The sequence below is a fragment of the Saccharothrix mutabilis subsp. mutabilis genome, assembly GCF_039521145.1.
Taxonomy (GTDB): domain Bacteria; phylum Actinomycetota; class Actinomycetes; order Mycobacteriales; family Pseudonocardiaceae; genus Actinosynnema; species Actinosynnema mutabilis.
The window spans coordinates 292,146-311,338 of record NZ_BAAABU010000008.1; the positions used below are offsets into that span (position 1 = coordinate 292,146).

A 19,193-nucleotide genomic window follows, 5' to 3' on the forward strand; every position below is an offset into this window, starting at 1 on the left:
TCCAGCGTCAGTGGTGGACTGGTCTCCCCGCACTGGGAGGGACCTTGACCCCCGGATGCTAGTCCCGCCCGGTTCCGGCGACCCAATGGCCGCCGCCGTCTGTGACTGACAGAACAAATGGGTCGTCCTTGATGCATTCACTTCACACCGGATAGGGAGAGCCTGTGCGGTCCGGATCACTCGGGCGAGTGATCCGGACCGCACTTCCGAGACCTTTTCGAGACTTTTTCGCCGATCGCCTTCGCGCTCAGCGCCTGCGGTAAGTCGCGACCCCGTTCACCACGACGAGTTCGATTTCCACCGAGTGCGGGGCGGGGCCGTTCAAGGGGTGCAGCACGGTCGGTTGGCCGCCCTGGTGGACCACCACGTTCACGCCCAACCGGGTGGCGATGAGCCGGCCGGTGAGGTCGCGCGCGTTGCCCGCCCGTGCGTTCTCGGCCGGGTCGCGGAACGTCCAGTTCAGGTTCTCCACCAGCGCCCCGTACAGGTGGCCCCGGCGCATCGGGCGCGCCACGGTGAACTCCGCCACGGCGTGCGCGGTGGCCTCGTCGGCCGCCGCCGTCACCACGCCGTGCCGCAGGGCCACCGGGTCGACGCCCGCCGCCTGGCCGACCGCCGCGTACAGGCCGTCGGCGGTGGGCGGCGGGGCGGTCGGCAGCAGGTCCGCAGCGATGAACCGCAGGTGCCGCCGGGCCTCGCTGACGTGGTCGGAGGTGACCAGGCCGTGCGCCGACACGACCTTGTGCTCCGGCTGGACGCCCGCGGTGACCCCTTGGAACGGCGCGGGCAGCGGCGTCGAGACGGCCGGGTTGAGCGCGTTCTTCTTCGGCGCGCCCAGCTCGGTCCGGGTCCGGGTGGACGGGTTCCACGTGGTCGAGGACCGGCCGGGCGGCGGCACCGGGAACGGCTCGGGCACGGTGCCGTTCGCGGCCTGCTCGCGCTGGTTGGCGAACCGGGTGCCCTGCTTGGCGGCCTTGTTCGCGACGAACCGCTCGGTGACGTTGGGCAGCGCGGTGTGCGACTGGGGCAGCTTGCCGTCCTTGAGGTGGCCGTAGGCCAGGCGGGACAGGTCGGTGCCGGTCGCGCCGTCCACGAAGTCCGTGGCGAACGCCAGGCCGCGCACCGGGTGCCGGTTGTTCTGCGCGTCCACGTTCACCCGCTCCCGCACGTCGTCCGGGTCGTCGTTCGCGAGGTCCGGCGCGTGCACGGCGGCCAGCTCGGTCGCGTAGAACCGGTTGAGCGACCGGCCCAGCCCGCCGAACTCCGCGCCGTCGGGCCCGAACCGGACCGTGTCGTCCACCAGCGGCACCAGGGCGTCGAAGAACAGGTTCGGCTCCGGCGTGTACGGCAGCAGCGGGTGGATGCCGGACTGGTTGCGGCGGGCGTGCATGTCGGCCGCGACGTGCCGCTCGAAGTTCGGCACGAAGTCCGGGTGCAGCACACCGTCCACGAGGGACTGCCGGGCCTCGGGCGTGAGGGACTGGTCGGCGTTGATCCGGGCGAGGGTGTCCTGGACCAGTTGGGTCGGGTCGGTGACCCGGTAGCCGCCGCCGACGAGCAGCGGGCGCAGCGGTTCGGGGTTGTCGTCCACGTCCGTGGCGTCCATGAGGGCCGTCACGTGGGCGAACACGTGCTCGCCGGACGGGGTGCGGCGGTCGCTCGCGTCGAAGTCCATCACCGACACGTACGGGTGAGCGCCGCCGGCGGCGAGGGCGTGGACGGCGAACCGGTGGGCGCCGCTGTCCATCGTCCGGTTGCGGGTCTCGCCGAACGCGAAGCCCCGGTTCGGGTGGGGCAGGTTCACCAGGGCGATCGGCTCCGGGCGGGCTTGGACCGCGGCGTTCGCGGCGGCCAGCGCCGTGTCGACCTCCTGCCGGGTCGGGGCGTTGACGCCGAGGACGAACGCGACCCGGCCGTGCAGCTCGGGCGGGGTGTTCGCCATGACGCCGCCGATGACGGCGTCGAGCTGGTCCAGTTCGCCGGCGCGGACGATCATGTTGACGACGAACGCCGGCGGCTCGTTGGCCGCGATGCCCCGGCGGGTGCGGTCGAGGTAGTCGGCCGGGGTGATCGGGGTCAGCGCGCGGCCCCCGGCGAGGTTCTCGAAGGCGGCGTTCTGGATGCCGCCCGGGTTGTCGGGGGTGACCGTGCCGTCCTCGGTCATCTCGACGTCCTCGTCCCCGTCGGACGGGTCGTCGCCCTCGTGTTCCCAGCGCTTGTTGGACTGCTCGCCGGGGACGTCGTCGATCTCCATGTCGTCCACCGTGCGCTTGGCGGGCGCGTGCGGGGGCGGGGCCTGGTCCGCCCACGGTCCGGCGGCGGGCGGGTTCGGCGACTCCAACGCCTTCATGCGGCTCGCGATGAGCCACGCGTTGCGGGGCATGAGGGCGGTGTCGGGGGCGTCGATGCCGGCGGTCATGGGCGCGTTGTCGGCGACCACCCGGCCCTTGCCGTCCTGGTGCTGGAAGACCGGCTTCACCGCGTCGGTCTCCAGGTACTCGTCCTGGAGGCCGAGGAAGTGGCCGACCTCGTGGGCGAGGCGGCGGGCGTCCGTGTCGACCGGCCAGGTGAGCTGGTCGGCGCGGCCCGCCGGGTCGGTGAGGGTGATCGTGGCGTGGGCGTCGGCGGGGTGGTCGGCGAACTCGACGGTGACGTGGAGCTGGCCGCCGCCCGGGAGCCGGTTGCCCCGGTTGAACAACTCCTCGATCCCGGCGCGGGTGCGCTCCCGGACGGCCGCCGCCTGGTCGGGGTGGCCGTCGAGGTGGAGCCGGACGGTGAGGTCGTGGACCTCGACGCCGTCGATCGTCATGGTGCGGACGTCGTAGGCGATCGGGCCGCGCCACGCGTTGAGCGTGATGCCGTCGGGGGTGACGGCGGAGTTGGTCAGGACACCGCTGTCCTCGCCGCGGACGGTGGACGTGATCGGGGCGGTGGCGCGGGCCTCCTCGATGGCGGCGTTCGGGACGGGGTCGGTGGGGGTGAACCAGTCCGCGTCGGGGGCGGTGCTGTGCCGCCAGGACGGGTCGTCCAGGACGGAGCGTGACGGTTCGGGGGAGGTGATCACCGTTCCGGTGATCTTCGTGCCCACCGGTGGGACGGGGGTGACGTGGCCCTCGGGGCGCTTGAGGTCCCAGTCGACCTTGACGTCCACGCCGTCGGCGCGGCCCGGGGTGACCTTGGACTCGATCCCCTGCTCGGCGAGGGCTTGCGCGACGGTGCCGGCGTTCGCGCCGGAGACCTCGACGGTGGGCGGCAGGTAGCCGAGTCGGTCGCGCTGGGCGGTGGCCTCGGCGAGTTCGGCGGCGAGGGTGTCGAGTTCGGCGCGCTGGGTGTCGGAGAGGGTGTCGGCGAAGTCGAACGACCGCTCCGGTGCGGGACCGGTCGGGGCGGACCTCGGGGTGACCGGCAGCGGGGCGGCCGGCGGCTGCACGGGCGTGCCGGGCGGGGCCGGCGCGTGGGGTGCGGCCGGCGGTTGCACGGGCGCGGCCGGCTGGATCTCTGACTCGGCGGCCGGCGGTGGCACGGGTGGGGCCGGCTGGATCTCTGACTCGGCGGCCGGCGGTGGCACGGGTGGGGCCGGCTGGATCTCCGACTCGGCGGCCGGCGGTGGCACGGGCGGGGCCGGCGCGTGGGGTGCGGGAGGAGGCGGTGGCGGAGTCGTGTTGAAGGTGGTGATCCGCTGGTCCACCGCCGACTTCGCCGCCCACCACCTGGCCTGCTCGGCGTCGGCTGCCGCGCGGCGTTCGGCCAGGGCCGTCTCGGCGTCGAGGATCGCCTGGTCGGCGTCCTCCACCACCCGGCGGCCGTCGTCGACCGCCAGCTCGTACGCCGTCTGGGCCGCCTGGCGGTCCAGCTCGGCCTTCGCCGCCGCCTCGGCCACCGGCTCCAGGTCCAGCTCGGCCCGCACCACCGCGGTCGTGGCCAGGGTGACCCGTTCGATCGCCGCCCGCTCGGCCTCCTGCGCGTCCTCCAGCTTCTTGGCGGCCTTCTCGGCGGCCTCCTTGGCGTCCTTCTGCTCGTCCAAAGCGACCTGGTGCTCGTCGCGCGCGTCCTGGAGGCTCTTCGCGAGCTTCTCCAGGTCCTTCTCCCGGGCCTCGACGGCTTCGGCCGCCTCCCGGACCTCGGTCTCCAGACCGCCGCGTGCCTCGGGCGGACCGGTGAACGCCGCCAGAGCCTCGTCGGCGGCCGTCAGGTTCTCGTTGGCCAGCGCCAGGCGCTCGTTCGCCGTGCGGACCTGGGTCTCCCGCGCGGCCACGGTCTCGCCGGTCGTCCGCACGTCCTCGTCGGCCAGACCGGCCAACGTGGTCGTGCGGCGGGCCAGGCGTTCGAGGTCGGGGATGTCCCCCTGCACGCGGCCCAGCTCCTCGCGGGCCGTCCGCTCCTCCAACTGCGCTTCCTCCAGCGCCTGCTGGAGGTCGGGCAGGTTCTGCGTCGCCAGGGTGTGCGCGGTGACGGCCTTGTCCAGGTCCTCCCGGGCGTCGGCGACGGCCTTCTGCGCCTGCGCCTTCGCGGCGGCGGACTCGGTGATCAGGTCCTGCGCCGCGTGGCGGGCGTCGTCCACCGCGACCTCGGCCGTGCGCCACGCCTTCGCGGTGTCGGCGACCTCCTTCTGCGCCGCGCCCAGGTCGTCGCCCAGCGGCTTGCCGAGCAGGGTCTCCAGCTCGGCGGCGGGCAGGCGGACGTCCGCCGAACCGGGCACGCTCAGGTCGTACACGCCGACCTTCCCGCCGCCCAGGTCGGCCACGACCCGGTACTCGACGTCGAACTCCACCAGCCCGGTCCGGCCCTGCGGCTTGAGGTTCTGCACCTTGTTGCCGGTCGGCCCGGACGAGTCCGTGGTGGACGCCTCGCTCGCGTGCTTGGCCTCGATCCCACCGGTGCTGAAGTTCGGCGTGCGGACCGGGTCCGGGTTGCCCTGCGCGTCCTTGGCGGCCTGCGAGAACCCGCCGCTGGCGATCCCGATCGACACGTCGCCGGTCTGCGCGGACTTCACGTCCGTGGACACCGCGTGCACGGTCGTGGTCGGGTTCTCCAGGTTCACCGAGTCGCTGAGCGACCCGAGGCGGGGGTTCACCAGCCGCGCGTACACCTTCAGGTCCGCGTGCTGCGCCGACCCCAGCGTGGACTCGTGCAGGCCGGGCACGTCCAGCGGCGCCTTGGTCATGCCGGGCAGGCTCGGCTGGAGGTGCTCGGAGCTGAGCGTGGTCAGCAGGGCGTTCAGCGGGGCCGTGCCCTTGCCGGTGATCCCGCCGCCCGCGCCCGCCTTCTGCAACGCCGCGATGGCGGCCCGCCGCACGTCCGCCGCGCCGCGCAGGCCCTCGACGGACGCGGTGGTCGGCAGGTCCACGCCGCCGTTCTGCCACGCGGTGACCCGGTCCGGCGCGGCGTCGGCCGCGGGCCGGCTGTCCGCCTCGGCCCGGTAGCCGTCGCGCGCCTCCGGCCCGGTCGGCGGCTGCACCCGCACGCTGTCGGCGTGCAGCCGCACGCCCAGCGTGGTCTCCGGGCTCACGGCCTTGCCGACGACCTTGCTGCCCTTCTCCACCACCAGCTCGAACCGGACCGGCACGTCGTAGCGGACGGCCGGCCCGCTGCCCGCGCGCAGGTGCCCGAACTGGTCGGTGGTGGCCTCGGTCGTGGTCTTGGTCTGCCCGAAGCCGACGTTCGCGCCGACCGCGACGCCGACGTTGCCGGAGAGGTTCCCGGACGCGTCGGGCACCGCGCTGCCGGGCACCTTCACGCCCAGGCCCCAGCTCGACCCCTTGCCGTGCGCGTCGGAGTCCTTGCGGGTGCCCGAGATCGTGTGCTCGATCTCGCGGCCGTCGTTGACCGCCTTGTCGAACACCGGCACGCCGACGTGCGCCTTCAGCGTGACCTGGTAGCTGTCCTTGCCGACGACCGCGCCGGGCTTGTGCAGCAGCAGCGGCACGCCGCCGTCCAGCGCGCTGTCCACCAGCGCCTTCACGCCGGTCGGCGAGGTCAGGTCGACCAGGCGCTGGAGGTTGCTCATCGAGTCGTCGAGCACCGAGTCCGGGATGAGCCCCGTGTCCTTGTTGATCCGGGCGGCGAGGTCCTTCACGGTCGCGGACAGGTCGGGCGCCTTGTCCACCAGGCTCAGGCCCAGCGCGCCCGGCTCGTTCGGGTTGAGCCGCTTGGGCGGCTGCATGGTGCCGTGCTTGGCGGGCTCGGGCTGCTTCACGTCCGGCAGCAGGCCCATCTCGCGCGCGGTCTGCTCGCTGACCCGCACGAACACGCCGCCGGGCATGACCACGGCCGCCGCCTTGGCCTGCGGCGTGCCCTTGTGCGCCACGTTCTCGTTGCGGCTCTCGGTCGCGACGGTGAACGTGGCGTCCATCTGCACCAGCACGGTGCGTTCGGCGGGCGGCGTGACCAGGTTGCGGTCCACGGACCCGCCGACCTCGGTCGCCTTCGCGTCGGACTTCGACCACGGCGTCCACTTGGCCTGCGCGGTGAACCCGCTCGCGCCCTTCGGCGACGCGCCGCTTGGCCGCGCGCCGAAACCGGCGGACACCGTGCCGTCGACCGACTTGCCCTTGGTCGTGGTCTCGGCCGCCTTCGCCCCGCCGGTGGTGGCGTTCTCGGTCGGCGTGATGTCCGAGACCGACACCAGGCGCGGCGTGCTCAGCTCGACGGACATGCCGATCGCGCCGGTCCGGTCGGCCACCCGCCGGTCGTAGCGCAACCCGGTCTCGCCCACGCCGGTCTCGGCCATCTTGCGCAGGTTCGCCTTGAGGTTCTCCGGGGAGAACATCCGGTCGATCTGGTTGCGCGACTCCGTGCCGGGCACGGTGAGCGCGGTGTCCTTGCCGCCCGCGGCCTCGTTGAGCAGCTTGATCGCGTTGTCCTTCAGGACTTCCGCGTTCGCCACGGCCTCGACGTGCAGCCAGTCGGGCTGCTTGGGCTTGGCCGTGGGCGGGTTGAGCACCGCCGAGACGGTGACGTTCGGCGGCAGCGGCACGGTCGTCGGGTCGCCCGGCTTGAACGCCGACTGGTCGGTCTTGAGCGCCGACCCGTCCGACACCCACAGGTGGACCTTGCCGCTCAGCTCGGGCTTGTCCGCCGGGGTGATGGTGGCGACCGGCTTCGGGTCCGGCACCTGGAGGTTCGGCGAGCCGATCGTGACCCGCTTGACCCACGACCGGGTGCGGCTGAACTCGGTGATCTCGACGGTGAACTCGACGTCGTGCGCGAAGACCTGCGCGTCCGCGCTGCCCACGTGCAGGGACGTGCTGTTCACCGTCGGGCCCGCGGTCGTCTTCACGGCCGTGGACTGGTTGTACTTCGCGGCCAGCGTCGCGGTCGGCGACACGCTCGCGCCCGGCGGCTTGAGCGACGCGCCGCCGCGGCCCTCGACGCCCGCGCTGAACCCCTTCTGCGTGCTCGCGGCGCTGTCCAGCTTGGGCGCGGTGGACGACGAGCCGCGGATGTTGCGCGCGTCCGCCTCGCCCAGGTGCGTGCCGTCGGACAGCTTCGCGGTGATCTTGACGTTGACGAAGGTGTCGTGCGCGGTGCCCTCGCGCTTGAACTGCACCTGGACGCCCGGCCCGAGCAGGCTGTCCATCTTGGACTTCAGCGCGGTGGGCGACAGCTCGGCGTCCAGCTTGCGCTGGTTGGCGAGCTGCTGGGTCAGTTCCGCGGACTTGTGGGCGGTCTTGAGGCGGTCACCCGCCTTCTCCCAGTCCGGCAGGAGGCCCTTGAGCTCCGGGACGTCGCGCAGCGCCTGCTCGACGGTCGGCTGCACGTTGCTCGCCGGCGCGAACTCGCCGACCCGGATGTTGCCCGCGGCCAGGCCCGTGGACAGGTAGAGCGGTTCGTAGCGCGGCTTGCCGTCCTTGGTCGGCCGGGTGGTGGTGTCGCGCGTGCCGTCCGGGGTGGGCAGGCCGTGCGCGGCGGCCTCGGGCAGGCCCATGCGGACGTAGGAGGTGACCGGGAAGGTGAAGCTCTTCCCGTTGGACGTCTGCACCTCGACGTTCGTCGTCACCTTGTAGAGGCCGGTGTCGCCCTTGACCTGGATGCCGGTCTTGTTGGTCGTGGTGGTGCCGGCGTTGGCCGTGACGGACGTCTTCGCGCCGTAGCCGCCGGTGAGGCCGGCCGAGCCGACGCCGACGCTGGGCGCGCCCACGCCGCCGCCGACGGCCGCGCTCACGTCGAAGCCGCTGCTGACCGTGGAGCTGACGCCGGTGCCCGTGGTGGTGGCGTCGTGCAGGCGCAGCTGGGCCGCGCTGTGGGTGCCGACCAGTTCCGCGGTCACCGGGTGCGCGGTCATCCGCACCGCGCCCGTGTGACCGCCGTTCGGGCTGGTCAGGTTGGGCGAGGTGACCCAGCCGCCGAGCATGGGGCCGAGGTTGTCGCGGATGTTCGTGCCGCTGAGGAAGTCGCGCAGCTGGGTGCGGCCGTCCGCGCCGGGCAGCGTGATCGACGGGTGCAGGGCCTCGGACAGCGCCTTGAACGCCGCGTTCGCGTCGGCCGGGTCGACGTGGACCGCCTCCGGGACGACGTGCTCGACCCTGGTGCCCCAGTCGTCGTTGGGCGGCCGGATGTCGCCGGGCTTGCCGGGACCGAGGTTGCGCAGGTCGTCGGGGATCTGGAGGGACACGCCGACCGGGCCGCCGTCGTCGGTGCGGACGCTCGCCTGGTCCAGGACCGTGCCGGTGACCGGGTCGGTGAGGGTGACCAGGACCGACACCGGGACGTCCACCCGCGTCGAGGTCTCGCCCGCGCGGATCACCCGGTTGTCCACCGTGGCCGTGCTCGTGGTGCTGGTGGTGGCCGGGGTGGACAGCGGGGTGCTGACCGAGAGCGCGCCGTACGCGCCGAGGCCCTGGCTGGCGGACGCGCTGACGCCCACGGTGTTCGCGGTGGTGAGGTTGGTCGTGGTGGACGTGCTGGTGCCGCTGTTGACCTGCATGTCCACCTTGGTGGTCTGCGGCGGGCGGCTGGTCGTGTCGGCGCCGGTGTTCTGCAGGACGGCCTGGACCTTGGCGTCGAGCCACGTGCCGCCGACCTTGACCTGGAAGGTGCGGCCGGGGCCGAGGAACGACTCGAAGTTGGTGCTCAGCTCGTGGCCGAGGTGGTCGACGCCGAGCTGCCGGCCGTTGGGGTTCTGGGTGGTGAGCAGGGTGGAGACGGCGCTGGTGACCCGGTCCACGCCGTGCACGTCGTTGGTGGCGATCGTGCCCAGGGCCTGGTTGCCCTGGAAGAACGGCGGGAGCGGGCCGGGGAGGACCGTCGCGGGCACCGGCGGGGTCACCACGACCAGCGGGATCGCCGGCGGCGGTGCCGGGCGGGTGCGCGGGGCGGGCGGGGGCGGTGGTGGCGGGGGCGCGCTCCGGTCACCGGTCGGCGGCTGCTGACCGGCGGGCGGGTTCTGGCTCGCCGCGTTGGTGCCGCCCGGCGGGGGCGGGGGTGGCGGTGGCGGCGCGTTGTTGCTCCCACCCGGCGGCGGCGGTGGCGGTGGGGGCGGTGCGCCCTGGTCGCCGGGGGCGGTGCCGGTGCTGGAGGACGGCGCGGGGTCGCGGAAGCCGAAGTAGTCGCGGACCATCGTCCGGAAGGACCCGTCGGCGTTGAACTTGTCCCACGGGCGGCGCGGGCGGTCGAACACGTCGTTCAGGTCGTCGATGTTGCGCTGGTAGCGCCGGTCGCCGTTCGGGAACTCGATGTACTGCGGGGTCTGGCCGTGCCGCTGCGCCAGGGCGTCGGTGACGCGGCGCGCGAGCATCTCGGTCATCGCCTCGTCGGGGTTGATGTTGGCGCTGTAGACGCCGCCCGCGCCGTCGCGGTGCGCGAAGGTCTGGTCGCTGCCGGCCGAGTGGACGTGCATGAACTCGTGCACCAGGAGGTGCCGGACGGCGTCGGCGCGGCGCTGGTCGTTGGTGGCGAGGTCGTCGAGCTGGCCGAGGTTGACCAGGACGTGCCCGTTGATCGCCCGCGCGGGGTTGGTGCGGGTGTTCTCCACGAGCGTGTCCACCATGGCCTGGACGTCGCCCGAGCCCGCCTTGAGGCGCGCGACCGTGTCGAGGAGGCCGTTCAGGCGGGCGGTGGCTTCGGCTTCGCCCCGGTGGAGGCGGTCGAGGAAGTCCTGGTCGAGGATCTCGGCGCGCACCTGCTCCGGGTCGACGTTCTGCTGGGTGAGCTGCTCGACGGTCAGGTCCGACGAGCCGCGGCCCTCGGTGCGCAGCGCTTCGTCCAAGGCCTGCTGGACGGCGAAGTGCCGGGCGAACGTCGGCTCGTCGAGCCGGACCACCAGGTCGGGGTTGACCGCGGGCGCGGGGACCGGGGGCAGGCCGAACTCGGTCTGGAGGGTGGCGAACAGCGCGTCCAGGCCCGCTTGGATCTCGGCGGTGTCCACTTCGACGTCCGCGATGCGCAGCGTGGCCGGGGGGATGTCCGCCGGCATCCGGTCGAGGACGCCCTGGGTCAGCCGGGTGTCGCGCTGCTGGGAGAACGACGCGGGTTGGGCCGGGGTGGCCGTGGCCGGCTGCGACGGTCCCGGGCCGTCACCGGGTGGCGGCGGTGGCGGGGGTCCGGGCGGCGGCGGCGTGCCCTGGTTGCCGGCCGGGGGTGGTGCCCCTCGGGTCGCCGTCTGCGGGGCCGTCGTGGGGGTGCCGAAGTACTCGCCGAGCATCGTGCGGAACGTCTGGTCCGGGTCGAACGGGGCCCAGGTGCGGTTCGGCCTGTTCAGCTCGGTGGTGAGGCGGTTGATGTTGTCCTGGTAGCGGTTGCCGCCGTTCGGGAACTCGTTGTACTGCGGCGTCTCGCCCAGCCGCTGCGCCAAGGCGTCGGTGACGCGGCGGGCGAGCATCTCGGTCATCGCCTCGTCGGGGTTGAGGTTGGCGCTGTAGACGCCGCCCTGCCCGTGGCGGTGCGCGAAGGTCTGGTCGCTGCCCACCGAATGGGCGTGCATGAACTCGTGCACCAGGAGGTGCCGGATGGCGTCGGCGCGGCGCGCGGGGTCGGTGCTCAGGCCGTTGAGGTGGTTGGTGTTGAGCAGGACGTGGCCGTTGATCGCCCGCGCCGGGTTGGTGCTGGTGTTCTGGATGAGCTGGTTGCGCATGGCGTCGACGTCGCCGTTCCCGGCCTTGAGCGCGGCGACCTGGTCGAGCACGGCGTCGAGGCGGGCCACCGCGTCCGGGTCGCCGTTGTTCAGGCGGGCCAGGAAGTCGGGGCTGAGGATCTCGGCGCGGACCTGCCCGGGGTCGATGCCCTGGTCGGTGAGCTGGTCGACGGTCAGGTCGGACTCGCCGCGCTCCCCGGTGTTGAGGGCTTCGTCCATCGCCTGCTGGACGGCGAAGTGCCGGGCGAAGGTCCCCTCGTCCAGGCGCACGACCAGGTCCGGGTTGACGGCGGGCCGGGTGGTGACGCCGTAGTCGTGCTGGAGCGTGTCGAACAGGGCGTCGAAACCGGCCTGGATCGGGCCGACGTCCACCTGCACGCCCGCGATGTCCATCGGGATCGACGGGAGCGTCTCGGGGAGGTTCGCCGAGACGCCCTCGGTCAGGGACTGGTCGAGGCGCGCTGAGAACGTCGCGGGCGGCGCGGACGGGCCGACGTGCGACGACTGCTGCGAACCGCCCGGGGGTGGGGGCGGCGGACCGCCGGCCGGCCCGCCGGAGGGTGCGGGCGGGGGCGGTGGCGCGCCCTGGTTGCCGTTGTTCGGGGGTGGCGGCGGTGGGGGTGCGCCTTGGTTGCCGTTGTTCGCCGGAGGGGGCGGTGGCGGCGTGCCCTGGTTGCCGGCCGCGGTGGTCGTGCTGGGTGCGGTCGTGGGAGGTGCGGTCGTGGGAGGTGCGGGGGGTGGCGGCGGAGGGGGTGGGACGGTGGCGTGGACGTCGGTGGCTCGGACGTCGGTGTCCGGGCGGGCGCCGTGGTCGGGGAGGCGCGGCGGCGGCGACTGGCGCGGGCTGTCCGGGTTGCGCAGGGTGGCGTGGTCGGCGTCGGGGACCATCACCTGGCTGTTGGTGGTCCGCTCGATCTGCCACAGGTGCCGCGGCTTGAGCGCCGGGTCGGCGTCCACGCCCGCGCCCATCAGGCCGTTGTCCTGCACCACGTAGTTCGACGGGGTGTGCCCGGCGGGCAGCGGCTTGCCGTCGCTGTTGAAGATGCGCGCGTCCGGACCGGCCGCGTCCTTGTACTCGTCGGGCAGGCCGAAGTAGTGCGCGACCTCGTGCGCCAGCACGTTCGCCGACGAGCCGGTGCTCCAGTTGAGCTGGTCCGCGTTGGGGTTGGCGGAGACGTTGATGCTCGTGTGCGCCTGCGCGGGGTCGGTGACGAACTCGACGCGCGCGTGGAACTGGTCACCGGACGGCAGCCGGTAACCCTTGTTCAGCAAGCGGTCCACGCCCTCGGTGGCCCGGTTCCGCACGTCGTCCACAGTGGACTGCGGGACGTCGGCGGCCGGGTTGAGGTGCACCTTGAGCGTGTACTCCTTGACCCACTGCCCGGGTGCCACCTCCATCCGCCGCACGTCGTGCCGGACGAGACCGGTGATGGAGTCGACGCTGGTCGGCGTGCTCGACCGCTGCACGTCGGCGACCTCGGTGTTCACCGTGCGCACGGGAGCCTTGTCCCGCACGTCGTTCCACTGGCTCGACGGCTGCGGGTTGTCCGGGGTGAACCAGTCGGCGGTGCTGTCGGTGCTGTGCCGCCAGGACTCGTCGTTGGCGACGTCCCGGCTGCGCGGCGGGGCGTCGGTGGCCGGCGGCGTCGTGCCCGGGGTGGCCGGTGGCGTGGTGGCCGGTGGCGTGGTGGCCGGAGGCGCGTCCGGCGTGGGTTGCGGTGCGGGGCGGCTGGACGTGCCGGGGTCGTTCGACGGGCCGGCGGGGGTGTCGAGCTGGTCGCTGCTCAGGTCGGTGACCCACTGGAGGCCCGACCACTTGTCCTTGACGGCCGGGTCGAACAGGGCCTGGAAGTCGGTCGGCTTGACCAGCGGCTTGAGCGGGCCGTTCTCCACCGGCTGGAAGCCGAGGTCCGAGTTGTGCATGGTGTAGCGGCCCATGAGGCCGTCGGACGGCTTCATCCACGGGACCGGCGAGTCGTTGAGCACGGTCGGGCCGGAGATGTCCGACGCCAGGTTCTTCAACTCGCTGTCGAAGGTCTTGGGCGGCATCTGGTTCTTCAGGGACGTGTACTTCTGCGGGATGGTGTCCGCGAACGCCCGGATGAAGTTCGAACTCGGCGGCGCGACGATGAAGTTGTTGTTCAGCGACCCCTTCTCGTACCGGCCGGCGGCGGCCTCGTTCACCTGCTCGGGGCTGATCGGGTCGTCCTTGCCCAGGCCCAGTTCGTCGCGGACGCTCTTCTCGTCGCGCAGGCGCGGGGCGAACAGCGGGACGTCGTCCTGCTGCATGCGCATGTCGCCGACGTCGGTCAGGTTCACCGAGCCGGGGGCGATGTCGACGTCCGCGTAGACGCCGCCCTGCTTGGCCAGGACGGCGTAGCGGGCGATGTCGGAGGCGAGGTTGTACGCGCCGACCTGCTCGGACTTCCGGTAGATCTCGGCGAGCGTGGGCTTGCGGTTCTCGGCGCGGCTCTCGACGTCCAGGGAGAGGTCGTTGACCAGGGCGTCGGTGTCGGTCTTGATCTCGATGCCGGCGTCGTTGAGCTGCTGGACCACGGCCGGGTCCCACTTCGCCGCGCCCTTGTCGGTCCAGAGGGTGATCTTCCACTGGCCGTCGGTGTCGGCGGCCTTGCCGGCCCACTGGACCATGTTCTCGACCGCGCCGGGCTTGGGCGTGGCGCCGAACCAGACGAAGTTGACCTGCTTGGGCACGTCCACCGGCGGCACGCTCGGGTTGTTGGCCACCTCCTGGTCGAAGTGGGCCTGGAGTTCGGCGTGGACGTCGGTGCCGCTGAGGCGGTTGAGCAGGATGCGCGCGCGGATGGGCGCCCCCTGCTGCACGGCCTGGGTGATGTGCTGCTTGAGCGTGGGGACGTCGACCGCGGCGGGGTTGGCACTCGGCTTGAGCACCGGTGCCATCGGGCTGGGGGTGGTGACCGTCGGCGTGGGGGGTGACGTCGGGGTCGGCGGTGGGGTGGGGGTCGGGGCGAAGAAGCGGCCGAGGTTGCGGATGGTCGTGACGATGCCGGTGAGGCGGGAGCCCTGCGGACGCGGTCCGAACTGGAACTTCCCACCGTTGTTGACGACCACGCCGCCCACGACCGCCGGGGTGACGGTGGGGTTCGCCGTGGGGCCGGTGGCGGGCGTGGCGGTGGCTGGTGTGGCCGGGGCTGGTGTGGCGGGGGCTGGTGTGGCGGGGTTGGGGTTCGGGTTCGGTCCGGCGTTCGGTCCGGCGTTCGGACCGGTGGGGTTGGGACCGGTGGGGTTGGGGCCGGCGTTGGTGCCGGTGTTCGTGGTGGGCGGGGGTGCCGGGCGGGTGCGGGGCTGCTGGTCCGCGGTGGGGGTGACCGGGGTCGGCGTGGGGGCCGGGGGTGGGGTCGAGGGGGAGGTCGGCGGGGCCTTGGTGATGGTGCCGTCCGGGGTGGCGGGCTTGGGCGAGTCGAAGACGCCCTTGGTCGGGCCGCCGGTGAACTTGCTGGTGCGGTCGGTGCCGGGTGGGTTCGCACCCGGGGTGGCCGCCGGCGGTGGCACCGCGCCGGGGGTGACGGGCGGGGTGGCGGCGGGGTTGGCCGTGGGCGTGGGGACGGCGGGCTTCGGCTGCGCGCCCGACGGTGGCGTGTTCTGGCCGGGCGGGTTTTGACCGGGCGGGTTCTGGCCGGGCGGGTTCTGGCCGGGCGGGTTTTGACTGGGCGGCTTCTGGCCGGGGGTGTTGGGCGTGTTCGGGCCGGCGGTGTTCGGGTTGGGCGTGGGCGTCACCGGTGGCGCGGAGGAGCCGAGGGGTGGCTTCGGGCTGCCGGTGTCGGTCTTGGGCGACGGCGGTGCGGAGTGCGGCGTGGACGGGGACGAGGTCGGGGCCTTGTCGATGGTGCCATTGCCGGTGGGGGGCTTGGGGGTGTCGAAGACGCCCTTGCCCGCGTTGGTGCCACCGGTGAACTTGCTCGACCGGTCGGTGTTCGCCGCTGCCGGACCGCCGGGGGCCGCGGCCATCGGTGGCACGCCGCCGGCCATCGGGGACGGGGTGCCGCCCTTGGGCGAGGTGCTGGGCGGTGTGGTGGCGGGCGGGGTGGCGGTGGGGACCGCGCCGGCGGCGGTCTTCGCGCCCGGACCCAGGTTGCTGCCGGGAGGGTTGCTGCCGGGAACCCCACCCGGGACGCCGCCTGGGACACCACCAGGGGACTTGGAGCCGCCGCCGGGAGTGCTGCCGGGAATGCCGGGAGTGCCGCCCGGGACGCCACCAGGGGACTTGGGGCCGCCGCCGGGAGTGCCACCGGGGGACTTCGTGCTGGGCGGGGTGGTGGCGGGTGGGGTGGCGCCGGGGAGGCCGCCCGGGATGCCGCCGGGCACCGAACCGCCGCCCTTGGGACCGCTGATCGGGCCGACGGACGGCCCGCCGGGCGTCTTGCCGCCGCCGGTCGGGGTGGTGCTCGCCCCGCCCTTCGGCCCGGTGATGGGGCCGACCGAAGGCCCACCAGGCGTCTTGGGGCCGCCCGACGGCCCGGTTCCCGCCCCGCCCTTCGGCCCGGTGATCGGCCCGACCGACGGTCCACCGGAGGTCTTGGGACCGCCCGACGGTCCGGTCCCCGCACCACCCTTGGGACCCGTGATCGGCCCTACCGACGGCCCGCCGGGCGGTGCGGCGCCGGGGACGCCCGCGCCGCTGCCGCCCTTCACCCCGCCGAACGTGCTGACCTGCGGACCGGACGGTTTCGGCGACACCGGCGGCGCGGTGGTCGGCCCGCCCGGCGGCTTCTGCGCGCCCGAGTCCGGGTTGAACTTGTTGAACTCCTTCTGGCTGTTGCGGTCCGTGTCGAAGTGCGTCTGCGCCGTCGCCTTCAACCCCGCCTGGACGTTGCCGAACGTCGTCGCCGCCCGCTCCGCCTGCGCCACCGAGTTGTTGTTCGAGTTGTTCAGCGCCGGCACGGCGAACAGGCCGATCGGGCCCAACGCGTTCCCGCCGAGCTGCAACCCGCGCAACCCGCCGGTGATGGCGTTCAACCGGGACTGGAAGTCACCCGCCTTGGATTGCAGGCCGTCCATGGTGGAACTGCTCATGCCGAACCCGGACGACCCCGTCGGACCGCCCACCGGCGGCGGGGGCGGCGTCGGTGACGGGGAAGGCGACGGCGACGGCGACGGGCTGGTGCTGCTGCCGCCGCCCGGGTTCTTGGGCGCCATGAGCGGTTCTCTCCTGCGGGGTGGCTAGACCTGGACCTTGGGCGAGCTGCCCGGCTGCGTGGACGGCGCGGAGTACTTCGTCTGGTACGAGTCGTAGGCGGACTTCGCGGCCTCGCCGGACGACTTCGCCTCGGCGGCGGCCTGCTCGACGGACTTGCCCGCCTCCTGCGCGGCCTTGGACGCGCGTTCGGCCGCCGCGATGTCGGCGTCGCTGCCGGACGCGAACGCCTTCGCGTTGGCCTCGGCCGCGGCGGCGTTGGCGGCGGCGAAGTCGGCGTTGGCCTGCTCGTACTTGGCGTTCGCGGCCTTCGCGGCGTCGTTCTTGGCGGACATGTCGTTGGCCGCCGCCTCCTGGGCGGGGTCGGCGGAACCGCCCGGGTTGTTCTTCTTGTACTCGTCGTAGGCGGCCTTGGCGGCGTCGTCGGGCGCCTTGGTGGCGTCCAACGCCTCCTTGGACTTGTTCGCCGCGTCCGACATGTCCCGGGCTTCCTTGGCCGCGGCCTCCGCCGCCTTGGCCGCCTCGCCGCGGGCCGCGTCCGCCTCGGCCTTGGCCGCGTCGAACTTCGCCTTCGCCGCGTCGTAGGCCGCCTGGTCACCGGACGCGGCGGCCCGGTTGACCTCGTTCGCCGCCTCCTGGGCCTTGCGGTTGGCCTCGGCGGCCTTGTCCGAGGCGTCGCTGAGCTTGTCGCCCGCGGCCTTGGCCTCGTCGGCCTGCTTCTTCTCCTCGTCCTTGGCGGCCTGGTACTTCTCGTTGGCCTCCTTGGCCTTGTCGTTGGCCGCCTGGACCTTGTCCATCTCGTCGTCTTGCTTCTTCGCCTTGTCGATGTCCTTGTCGACGTCCTTGGCGGCCTTGTAGCCCTCCCAGGTGATCTCGGCGACGTCGGCGATGTTCTCGAACCGGTCCCAGCCCTTGCCGATCTTGGTCACGACGTCGTCGAGGTTCTTGATCCGGCCCATGTTCCGGGTCAGCGCGGCGATCAGCCGGGCGATGCGGGCCGCGATGTTCGTGGCCAGCGCGACGGCCTTGCCGACGGCGAAGCCGATGAACGCGGCGATCGACGCGCCGAACGTCGGGATCGCGGCGGCGGCGGCGGCGATCGCTCCCGCAAGAAGCGAACCGAGCAGCTGCGAGATCATGTCCCGGACGATGTCGCGCAGCACCTGCACCAGCACGCCGCAGATGGCGACGATCTTGGCCTTGGTCTCGACCGCGCTGGCGAGGTCGTCGAGCTCCTTGCCCATCGCGTCCATGCTCGCCTGGAACCGCTCGGACGACTGCCCGGTCCAGCCGTCGAACGTGACCAGGCCCTGCTTGTGGTCCTCGGCGAGCACCCGGATCTCGGCGGCCTGCTTCTTGGTCGCGTCGACGTTGGCCTGGATGTCCTCGGGGTCGCCCATCAACTGGTCGAGACCCTCTTTGAGGAACGACACGTGCTCGATCAACCACCCGATGCCCGCGCCGAGCAGCGACCCGAACGGGTCCATGGCGAACATGGCGACCGACGACGCCGCGCCGATCGCGTTGAAGGTGATGTCCAGGACCCTCTCGGTCTCGGACTCGGCGTCCTTGCCGATGGAGTCGATCAGCCCGTCGAAGGCCTCGATGAACAACGAGCCCTTGAACTTGTTCTCCTCGGTGATCTCCATCCCGGGAGGCGAGGCGATCGGCTTGTCGGGGGCGGTCATGGGTTTCGCCTTCCTAGGTCACCAGGGCTGGTTGTCGTCGTCTTCGTCGTCGTCGCGCGGCGCACTCCGAACGGGCCGCTGCGGAGCGGCGACGGGCGGCCGGGGCGGGACGCGCTGCGGCTCGGGCTCCGGTTCGGGCTCCGGTTCGTAGGCGTCCTCGTCCTCCTCGGGTTCCTCGTGCGCGGCGATGGAGTCGAGGACGAACTGCATGGCCTCGGTGTCCGCCCCCAGCGGCTCGAACGCCTCGACCACGCGCGCCGCCGCGACCTTCTGCGCGGACCGCGCGGTCTCCAGGATCAACGCGGTGAGCCGCGCGGGCCCGAGGTCGCAGGCCCGGTGGCCGAGTTCGAGGTTCATCAACGCACCGCTGGGCCCGACGGTGACCGTGACCTGCCCGTCCTGACTGGTCGCCCGCCCGTTGGCGGCGGCGAAGTTCTCCTGCAGGTCGACGGACTTGCGTTGCAGGTCGGCGATCCGCGACTCGTAGTCGTCGAGCCAAGCGCGGGGGTCCAAGGCTGCCTCCTGGGGTGGATACCGGTGCAGGGTGGAGTTCAGCGGGACCCGCCAACGCGGTCCCAACGCGCCGCCAACGGGTGGGGTGCGGGTGGGCCGGGCGCCAGGGGTGCGGAACTCCGAACCGCACCCGCGAGAAGCGCCCTACAACGACACCTGGACGCACCCCCGCCGCTCCGCAGCGCTTCTTCGCCGCGCAGCGGCGGTTCTTCGCCGCGCAGCGGCGTTCTTCGCCGCGCTCCGCGCGGCGGGCTGGGCTCCCAGCCACAAGGGGCCTCCGTGTTCCCCACCGTATGACCTGCCCGAAGGGCTACCACAGATTTCCCCGGGTGACGCCGAAAGTTTTGCGAGGAACGAGCAAAAGTTTTAGCGGCACCCGGGGCAATCTGTGGTCGGCTCCGCCAGGTCATGCGGTGGGGAACACGCAGGCCCTTCCCCCCCACTGGCGGCCTCCCCAGCCGCTTTTAGCTCTAGAGCGCGCCAGCGCGTCCTTCAACGCGCGAAGCGCTCCCAAGCGCGAAGCGCGTTCGAGGTCAAGAGAGCGGAGCGCGTCCAGTTAGGACCCGCGAAGCGTGGGCTTGAGAGCGTGAGCGTTCAGTTCAAAGCGTAAAAGAGCCTCGCCGGCGGGCAGGCCGCCGGGGGAGGAAGAGCAAAGAGGGGGCTTTTCCGTCCTCCCCGTATGGCCTGGCGGAGCCGACCACACTTTCCCGGGGTTGGTCGAAAAACTTTTGCTCGTTCCTCGCAAAAC

At 72.8% G+C, this 19,193-nt stretch carries 4 protein-coding genes; 1 reads left to right on the forward strand and 3 read right to left on the reverse strand.

All coding sequences use genetic code 11. The annotated features are described in order from the left end of the window. Positions 1-247 precede the first annotated feature (247 nt). Positions 248-16,108 (reverse strand): glycosyltransferase, encoded by a 15,861-nt coding sequence (locus tag ABD126_RS20670; protein WP_343935494.1) that lies wholly within the window; start codon positions 16,106-16,108, stop codon positions 248-250. Here ABD126_RS20670 and ABD126_RS20675 point away from each other — a divergent pair. Then, on the forward strand, positions 16,107-16,274 hold the full coding sequence (locus ABD126_RS20675; RefSeq protein WP_343935495.1) for a hypothetical protein: 168 nt from the start codon (positions 16,107-16,109) through the stop codon (positions 16,272-16,274). The two genes, ABD126_RS20670 and ABD126_RS20675, sit on opposite strands and share 2 nt — an antisense overlap. On the opposite strand, the gene ABD126_RS20680 is transcribed toward ABD126_RS20675, so the two are convergent. Both ABD126_RS20680 and ABD126_RS20685 read right to left on the reverse strand, forming a co-directional pair. Next, complete coding sequence (locus tag ABD126_RS20680) at positions 16,271-17,932, reverse strand: WXG100 family type VII secretion target (protein WP_343935496.1); 1,662 nt, start codon at positions 17,930-17,932, stop codon at positions 16,271-16,273. The two genes, ABD126_RS20675 and ABD126_RS20680, sit on opposite strands and share 4 nt — an antisense overlap. Positions 17,933-17,950: 18 nt before the next feature. Continuing rightward, a complete protein-coding gene (locus ABD126_RS20685) occupies positions 17,951-18,445 on the reverse strand; it encodes a YbaB/EbfC family nucleoid-associated protein (protein ID WP_343935497.1) in 495 nt (164 codons plus the stop codon). Positions 18,446-19,193: the final 748 nt, after the last annotated feature.